At 34.6% G+C, this 8206-nt stretch carries 8 protein-coding genes; all 8 read right to left on the minus strand.

Annotated elements, in window-relative coordinates:
* Positions 1-136: 136 nt before the first annotated feature.
* Complete coding sequence (locus QZ375_RS12885; protein WP_295219660.1) at positions 137-931, minus strand: GIY-YIG nuclease family protein; 795 nt, start codon at positions 929-931, stop codon at positions 137-139.
* A gap of 76 nt (positions 932-1007) precedes the next feature.
* Positions 1008-1970, minus strand: a complete 963-nt coding sequence (locus QZ375_RS12890; protein WP_295219661.1) for a WYL domain-containing protein — start codon at positions 1968-1970, stop codon at positions 1008-1010.
* Positions 1971-2211: 241 nt separating this feature from the next.
* Positions 2212-2736: a hypothetical protein gene (locus tag QZ375_RS12895; protein ID WP_295219662.1), complete on the minus strand. Its 525-nt coding sequence runs from the start codon at positions 2734-2736 to the stop codon at positions 2212-2214.
* A complete protein-coding gene (locus QZ375_RS12900) occupies positions 2736-4943 on the minus strand; it encodes a DEAD/DEAH box helicase family protein (RefSeq protein WP_295219663.1) in 2208 nt (735 codons plus the stop codon). Before QZ375_RS12900 ends, QZ375_RS12895 begins: the two co-directional genes overlap by 1 nt.
* 31 nt (positions 4944-4974) lie before the next feature.
* Positions 4975-5319, minus strand: a complete 345-nt coding sequence (locus tag QZ375_RS12905; RefSeq protein ID WP_295219664.1) for a hypothetical protein — start codon at positions 5317-5319, stop codon at positions 4975-4977.
* Positions 5320-5428: 109 nt separating this feature from the next.
* The gene (locus tag QZ375_RS12910) at positions 5429-6421 is read right to left on the minus strand and encodes a WYL domain-containing protein (protein WP_295219665.1); all 993 of its coding nucleotides are present in this window, start codon (positions 6419-6421) and stop codon (positions 5429-5431) included.
* 104 nt (positions 6422-6525) lie between these two features.
* Positions 6526-6948 (minus strand): 3'-5' exonuclease, encoded by a 423-nt coding sequence (locus tag QZ375_RS12915; RefSeq protein WP_295219666.1) that lies wholly within the window; start codon positions 6946-6948, stop codon positions 6526-6528.
* 18 nt (positions 6949-6966) lie between these two features.
* Positions 6967-8206, minus strand: a 1240-nt coding sequence (locus QZ375_RS12920; protein ID WP_295219667.1) for a UvrD-helicase domain-containing protein, incomplete at its 5' end; no start/stop codon positions are given.

The raw sequence follows: 8206 nt of genomic DNA on the forward strand, positions 1-8206 counted from the left end.
GTTTCCCTCGCTTTTATCCGCATTATTCTTAAAAGATACTAAACAGGCTCTAAGACTGGTAAAATCATATCATACTGCCAAGCGTGTTTCCGAAGATTCGAGCGAATTTTTGAAAATTCTCTGTTTTGTACAAATATCATATTCCTAATTCATCCAACTTGCATAAAACAGATTTTCTGGCAATTACACCATTCTTAGAAATCTCTTCTTCTACCCACTGTGAAAATTCGATACATATCTCCTTTATTTTATCTGAGCTGTAATTTTGCTCTACCAAACATTCTTGTTTTTCCGAATCGTTTATTGCTATAACTCGTTTTCCTGTACAAGTATTTCCTGGTCCGTTCGTTCCTCTTGTTTTATTATAACCTCCTCCAAATTTATGAAAACTTTTAAAATATGCAATAAAAGCAGCTTCAAGCGCATTGAGGTTGTTATATCCGCTTCCTTCCAGTTTTACAATCTTTATTGAGAAATGACTTCCCTGTGCAATTGCCTTTTCAATATCCTGGTGACCACTTTTATGATTATGATCAAGCATTCTCCAACCAATATGCTTTGCTTGTCCAACATAATAGCCATGTTTATCGTCACACTTGTCATTATGAAGAATATAGATACCCTCTGTATTCAATTCAACATCTTTAAAATTAACCTTAGATATTTTTCCATAATCAATAGCATTCTGATAAATCCTTGCAACATGATCTTTATCAAAAATATAAAGATTATCCAGTGTCCATGTTTCTTTGTGATCATCTTCCAAGTATTTTATAGTAACCTTTTCGCCTTTTGTTTGAATAATTTCTATTTCATGCATTCCAGTCCAATTTTCATGCCAAAATCTTCTTCCTTGACCAAGAAGCGTTCCTTGCTTGTATTTTTCTGCCCAACTATCATTTAATCTTTCTAAAAATAATGAATTACCCATAATCTATACTCCTTATTTGCTTCATTTGGATTGCTTATATTATAGCACACTCGCCTGTACAAAAATCCGTACACACTTACTTATAAGGTGAATCTCCCACAACCTTACAAATCCGCTCTCTCAGCGCTAGCGGCTGAAGTATCTCACAGGTATCCAGAAATTGTAATGCCCAGACATACATACCGTTCGGATTGGCATAAAGCGATGCTGTAAAAGTTTCATCATCATTAGGCATAATCTGAATATCCGTCCCGAACCGCATGATAACCTGATCAAGAATATATTTGTGGCACTTCATTTTGATTCGTTCAGGTTTTCCGCTGTACATAAATACTGCATTTTGTATATATTCATCTAAATGAAAATTAGCAGGCATAGGTTGTGATTTTTCCTCCATAAGCTGAATATCCTTTATCCTGCTGATATGATAATGATGAGGTTCTTCTACACCGTCCCAGCCGCAGATCAGATAATAACTCCCATCATAGATCGCCATACTGTAAGGACTAACGATGTGACGATGACTGCCTTTCTGATGCAGTTTCTTGTCAAAGCCATATTCCGTATAGATAAATGATACTTTCTTTTGTTCAGCAATGGCTTTGTCTAACATATCAATATTATAAAAAGTTTCCTTATTGGGCGTTTTCGTATGACCACGGCAAATCATCAGAGAGTTATATAATTTACGTTTTGGCTTGCTCAACAGATTTTGCAGTTTTTGAATCAAATCCATAGAATGCCTGGCTGGAATTGTGTTATTTGCGTAAACACTGTCCATCAGCAATCTGACTTCGCTGACATCAAATATTCTTTCCCGCAGATAATATCCCTCTTTATTTTCTTCAAACATGGAAATATCGTATCCGAGCTGATTTAGTGCGTTCAGACAATCATAAACTGTCCGGCGGTCAATTTCTCTATCATACAGCAGTTTCATTTTCGACTTGATATCCTTCATACTGAGTATATTTTCTGCATCAGAATAATCCCATAGAATTTGCAACAGACAGATGATATTTGCTTTTGATGACGGCATGGCTTTCCTCCTGTTTTTTCAAAATTTATCTGGCATACAAAATTATCTTCCGATTTCATTGTACTATTTTTTGTACAGCAAGTCAAGAAAAACATTTGATAACAAAAAGTGCAAGACCTGTAAAAGCCTTGCACTATAAACTTACTATTACTGATATCACAATGCAACTTACCTTAAACGGAAGCATCAAAAACAATTTTATAGATGAATTTTTCCTCATAATAATTCTAACATTTATGATTCAGTTTATGAGCCTTATAACAATCATATCATCAAGACTAATATCACACATATCACATGATACATAACCTCTCAGATATATTCTTAAACCCAAATTATCTATTGCCTGTTGTATATTATGTATCAGTAAAGTTGTTCTGCGTTTATAACCAAAATCCCTGAGCAAATTCCTCAGTTTCATTTTTCGATAAGAAATCCCGGAATACATCAGCTGTAGCCAGATGAGCTTAAAATAAGCAGCAAAGCAATCGACCTCCTCATCGGAATATAACTCTGCATTTTCTATCTCTTGAAGAATACGTTCAGCTTCATTATAAGATGCATCATCAAGCGCATAAATATTAAGCAAGTTCATTACACTCTGCTTAAACTGTAAATAAGATTTGCAGTAATCCCGGACGATCATCTGATGGTGATTTTCAAATAAATCCCATAATACCTCGTTTTCTCTTTTATGCGATGCATTTTCAAGAAATAAATATACGGCTACATCTTGCGGTGTGATTTTATATTTTGTATCAGTCATTACTTATCACTTTTACGCATATTACACGTTCTGCACAGTACCTGCAAATTCTCCTGAACTGTCAGACCGCCTTTTGCCATAGGAATAATATGATCTACCTGAAGAAACTCACGAGTTCGAAATACTTCTCCGCAACCTGCACATACATAATCCCCATACTTATTTCTTGAATTTTCAAAGATAGACTCTTTTAGTTCAATGCCATATTTCTGATATGTTTCAATAATTTTTTGTAAAGGAAATTGCTCAATATTGCGAAGTTCTGCTTCACTCTGCGGTTCCATTGATGTTACCTGAATATCTCCATCCAGCTTATCAAGTTCAAGATCTATCATCTTCTTAAAGAAATAAAGGTTTGTATAATAAATAGGAATAATGCTTCCCTCTTCGTTCCAGATGCTTTGAATATATTCGTTTTTCTCGCTCCTGCGCATATCTTCATCATAAATCTTTTTGGCAATATCAGAAACATCAAGCTTTTTTCTGTCTATCTCATCAAAGGTAATAAATAATGGTTCAACTTCTTTCTGAGCATAGAATTGCAGCAAATGTTCGATGTCTTTCGGGTTGCAAGATGGTATTATATGCTCATCAAAATACTCGCTGATGCAGTAATTTTTCATTGATTCCAGCTTGTATTCTGAAATTGTTTCATCTTCTATTGCATAATTACACATGATATTTGGCAAGTCTTTTATCAGATTCCTGTAAGCCGCCTGCGTACTGCTGTAAATCAGTATCTGATAATTGCATTCAAAGGTAGAAAACACGTACATTCCAAGTGGTATACGTTCAATGGGAGCAATACTGTCCAGAGCGGATGTATCAACGCTTGCATCAGCCATGAGCGCAAACTCTTCCATTTTTGCGATCGATACCAGACGCATATTGTTATTTCTCTTTTCGTTATCAGTTTCTTTTTCATGGTATTCAGCTTCGGTAAGCGTTTCAGGATTTACCCATGCGATCTTGTCATTCCAGTCGTCAACAAAGCTAACTACATATGCTTCCTTTGTACCACCTGCTTTCAGACCTCGCAAAGCTCGTCCAACCATTTGGGTCATAAGGGTTGTGGAAACAGTTGGACGGGTAAGGAATACTGTGTGAGTTTTAGGCAAATCAGTTCCTTCTGTGAGAATATTCACATTGATAAGCACCTGAATCTCACCATTTCGATACTTTTCTATTTTTTCTTCATTATCCTTGTTAGAAAGCGTTATTCCCGTTATCGCATCACGCACAGAAGAAATAATGAATTCAGATTTGATGCCATATTTCTTTCCTTTTTGATTGAAAAGAGCGTTCAGTGCAATAGCATGATTTATATTCAACGCAAATACAATAGTCGGACCGTATTTTTCATAGTTTTCAAAATACTTATTTACAATGATACTATTACGTTCTTTGCTTCCGGCAATATCTTCAGCAATATCCTCCGGAATGATATCCAGATTCTCAATATTTTTCAAAGCATTGATACCAAGATGTTCTGTAAATTTTATATCGGTTTTATATTCATCAAAAACAGGAGTTGCAAGAATTCCTTTTTTTATCAGTGTATCAAGGTCAGTTTTGTAAACGATATCATCAGTAAATATCTGCTTCAAAGCTCCCTGCTCGTCGTCAGAAGTACGAAATGGCGTCGCTGTAAGTCCAAGAAGTTTCATAGACTTTGTATGGTCTGCTACATACTGAATTATCTTCTTGTATGATTTTGCAACCGCATGATGTGCTTCATCAATTACAAGATAGATCTCTTCTCCTGAAATCCATTCGTCCAGGCGATTAAGACTACGGACAATACTGTCTTTACTTGCTATGATAATATTGTCATCTTCCTTTATATGTATAGGCTTATCATGCATACCGGAAATAATACGATAATTGAAAACAGTGCGGTTTACCATATCATTCGTATAGGCATTTCGAGCAAAAGCTTCCGCAGCTTGTTCCAGCAGAAGATGTCTGTGAGCAAGCCAGAGGATCTTTTTCCCCTTGTCTACTGCATTCTTTAAAAGCCAATATGCAGCTGTCAATGTTTTGCCGCCGCCTGTCGGAAGAACAAGAAGCGTTCTAAAGCTTTCCTTACGGTTTATTGCGTTCAGATTTTTTACAGCATCAACCTGATGTTCATAAAGCTGCCTGGGATTTCTGCCATTTGCCGGCGTTATTGTCTGTGCGTTTAAATTTTCTATCATTATTGACATAACTTGTCACCTCAAAATATTTTATACTTTCTTATAAGTTTACCTTTCCCAATACTAATATCAATGCTTTTATCACTTCAGGAAATTCATCAAAACGGGCGGTACCATCACCTGAAACATGCATATTTTCGTTAATATACGATGTGATCTCTGCTACTTTTTCTTCAGAGACTGATTTTATGCCAAAGCGCAATGTTACAGATGATGGATTATCTAAAACCATCTTAACACGAATCTGCGTTTCATCATTGACACAATCCAGATATAAAAATTCACACCCGTCCATTTTAATTATCTCACTAACTCTTATTGTTCTGTCTTCAAATTGATCGATGCAGAGATATTTTTGCTCCTGAGACATTTTTTCGGTATTCATATTTTCATTCTCCTAACATTACATCATTTCACCTGTGAACTGCTGTTTCCTCAGATGTTGAGATAATTATATCATGTCATGTGTACTATAAACAGTACAATGAATGTTTTCAGATATTATCTTCATACATTTCCGCAGCTTCCAGCGCAAGATTTTTTACTTCATCTGCAACCCACTGCGGTGAGAGAATCAAAGCTCCTGCACCAAATCCGATTATCCATGAAAGAAAAGTTGGACTTACCGCCGCTTTAAAAGTTACTTGAAAGCATTCTTCGTCTTCCGTTTCACGTAAAATCACATTATCTCCGAAACGGTCAATGATAACATTCAGATATGATATATGAAATAAAGCAGTAATACGTTCCACTTCACCATCAAACATAAAAAACATCGGTTTGACATACTCTGCCGCATTAAATTTTTCATCAGGTACGATTCTTTTTTCCGTGCTGATTTCAATATTTGTCATCTTGTCCACACGATAGTGAACGTAATCTTCATACTTCTCATTGTATACAATCAGATAATAATTTTCATTATCAAAGGTCAGTGCAAGAGGGTTGGCAGAATACAATTCACCGTTTTTGCGGAAAACTTTTTCTCTTTTTATATTATAATCAAAGTATCGAAACGTGACTTTTCGATTTTCTGCAATTGCATTATGCAGCGTATCCACATTGTAGAGAATACACTCATTCATGCTTTTTATCCGGTCATAAATATATATTTGTCCCGAAAATTTACGTGACTGTGGTTTGCTTGCAAGCTGTTTCAGTCTTTTTATAATGGACTCACTTTTCTTTTTTGTGATGAACCTGGAAGACTGTATGCTGTCAATGAGAATTTTCAGTTCCGGTGTTTCAAAAATTCTTGAACTTAAAAAGTATTCGCAGGTCTTACTCTTTCGCATAACGATATCTATTCCAAAATCTTGCAAAGTTCGGATGTCATCATAGATAGAACGTCTCGCAGCTGAGATGCCGTTCTGCTCCAGCTTGTCAATCATCTGATTTACGGTGAGAGTATGCTCTTCATCCGTTTCTTCGTAGAAGAATTTCAGAAGATACAGGAGTTTTTGTTTCTGGTTTTCGGATTTTGGCATATTACGATTCTCCCATCTTGATAAAGCTTAGTTTCAATTTTATATTAAAATCCACTCAAAATGATCTATCTGTATAGAATAAAAAACATCTATCAAAATATTTCTTAAATCAAAACAATTTTAAATCCCGCATCAGTTAATATCTTTTTATGTTCCATATCAATCGGAGAACTATCAGGATTTGGTATACCAAGAACGAGTAACTGTCTTGCTCGAGAAAAAGCTACATAAGCTAACCTATTCCCCTCTCTAACTTCCCCATTTTTTGTTGCAAACCAATCATACCAATGAGAGCCACTTTCATTGGTATTTCTTGAGTGACTATATGCAGATATAAATAATACTGCATCTAAACTCATCCCCTTGCAACTATGAATAGTTTCAACAGAACAATTAAAATTCTCATTTACATCATTTCCGATATCATTTTTTATCTTGTTCTGAGAACAGCCTTTTCGAATCGATCCTAAATCTGGCTCTACTTTTTGCCCATTATAGACTATACAGTCTACTAAAATTTGTTGCAATGACTTTTTCCATTCTTTTCAGGTTAAATCAAAATTTCTTAGTCTTTCACAAGATATCAATTCATGTTTCGCCTTATTGATAATCTGCCGCCATTCATTATCTTCCATTAAAACAGGTTTATAAAGTTTTTTACTATTTGAATGTTCAACAGATTTAAAAAAAGATCTGTGAATAGCTCTTGCTAAACACAGAATGCTTGATTGAAAATCACCAACAGAATGACCACTATAATGATAAAATAATACTCTTGCATAGTCTTCAATAATATTAACCGACTTATTTTCTTTTTTCCTGCCGTATATTTTATTCCTTAAGCTATTATTTCGAACTATAATTCTACTGTTATGTAAGTCAAGCTTATTTTCATTAACCAGGCTTTCAAATTTTGAAATTAATTTACCTTCCTCTCCTTTTTTATAAAGTAATGCTATCAACGGCATTTCCACTGATTGTTCTCGTTTTCCAACTATATACTTTTTCTTATCCAATAAAAACATTGATGCAGACACAATTGAATCATTACTTCTATAATTGGCAGTCAACCGCATTTCTTTCATTGAGATACCCTTTATAAATTCTTTCGTATCATTTGGAACAATGTTTCGAAATTCATAAATTGATTGATCTAAATCCCCAACCAAATGAATTATAGTTCCATGTGAATGAAGGCATTTCAAGATTTGTAATTGAATATATGATAAATCCTGACACTCATCTATCAGCAATACCGGAAATCTACCGGCAATACAACGAGCTATATCTGCTCTCTTTTGTAACAAATACAAGGAAATCAACTCAATGTCTTCATAAGTAGCAAACCCTGATTTCCAAAAAGTATACTTTAATTCATCAAGTTTCTTTTTCCTCCACGAAGCTTCAGATAACATTTCATCCAACAAATTTTGCCCATTATATATAAATCCATCATAAATATATTTTTTATTCTTCAAATCAAAATGAAATTGATTCGCTCTTATTTTGTTAAGGCTTTGATAAAAGTACTTAGTTTGAAATGAAAAAAGAAAATCACTTGTACATTCCGTTTCTATTAATCGAAAACTATGATCCAATGTCTCTTTATTTCTGTATCCGGTAATAATATGAATAAAAGGATTAGCAACATAGTTATGCAACCAACTTGTAAATGTACCAAGAAAATGTGGATAGTCAATCTGGGTTCCAAGATACTCAACTGTTCTATTCCTTAGAGCCTGTTTAGTATCTTTTAAGAATAATGCGGATAAAAGCGAGGGAAAC

The sequence above is a fragment of the Ruminococcus sp. genome (genome assembly GCF_019417665.1).
Taxonomy (GTDB): domain Bacteria; phylum Bacillota; class Clostridia; order Oscillospirales; family Ruminococcaceae; genus Ruminococcus_C.